General features: G+C 56.1%; 1 protein-coding gene. It reads left to right on the top strand.

Features of this window, described 5'->3' with window-relative positions:
• Positions 1–518, top strand: a 518-nt coding sequence (locus tag GBM95_RS11880; protein WP_451921524.1) for an amino acid kinase family protein, incomplete at its 5' end; no start/stop codon positions are given.
• Between the last annotated feature and the right edge of the window lie 316 nt (positions 519–834).

The raw sequence follows: 834 nt of genomic DNA, 5'->3' as shown, positions 1-834 counted from the left end.
CCGCCGCCGTGCGGGCGGGCCTCTCGCCCCTGGGGCTCGCCGTCACGGACGGCGGAATGTGCACCGTCCTTCCGGAGGATCCGGAACTCGGGCGCGTGGCGAAGACGGCTCCGGGAAATGAAGAAGCCCGCGCACGGCTCCTTTCGCTTCTGGCTGCCGGGTGGCTTCCGGTGATTTCTTCGGTCGGGCTCGATGCAGAGGGGCGCCTCTGGAACATCAATGCCGACGATGCGGCGCTCTCGATTGCGGAGCTTCTCGGCGCGCCCCTCATCTTCCTCTCAGACGTCAGGGGCGTTCTTGACGGCGACAAGCGGCTGATTCCGGAACTTACGCCTGAAAGCACGGAAGTGCTGGTCCGCGACGGCGTCATTACGGCCGGCATGGTCGTCAAGATGAATGCGGCGTTTGCCGCTTCCCGGGCAACCGGAGCGCCGGTCTCGATCGCGTCCATCTTTGATGACGCGGTTCCCCGACTCCTCTCGGAAGGAAAGTTCCCCGGAACCGTCTGCAGAGTTTAATTGTCGACAATAGAAAGTTGATTATCGACTGAGCTCCGACGTATTATCGATCAATCTTTAAATTATTATTCAATTGATTGATAATCAAGGAAGAAATGTAAATTCATAAGGCGAGGACATAAGGCGGGCATAAATATTCCTGCGCTTATGTCCTTTTTCTTGGCCTTAATCAAATTGAGCTATGCAAAATCACCTAAGCGCCGCAATTAAGCATCCATAGGGGGCTTCCATAAATTCGGAAAGCCAGTTTTTCCACTTCGCCGACAGTACCCAAAACAACGCCGAGAGCCTCAGCACCGATCCGATGTTGAGGCTT

Source organism: Sutterella seckii, assembly GCF_009183815.1.
GTDB lineage: Bacteria > Pseudomonadota > Gammaproteobacteria > Burkholderiales > Burkholderiaceae_F > Sutterella > Sutterella seckii.
The sequence above is the reverse complement of the archived record's forward strand: the minus strand, read 5'-3'. Positions and strand labels throughout refer to the sequence as shown.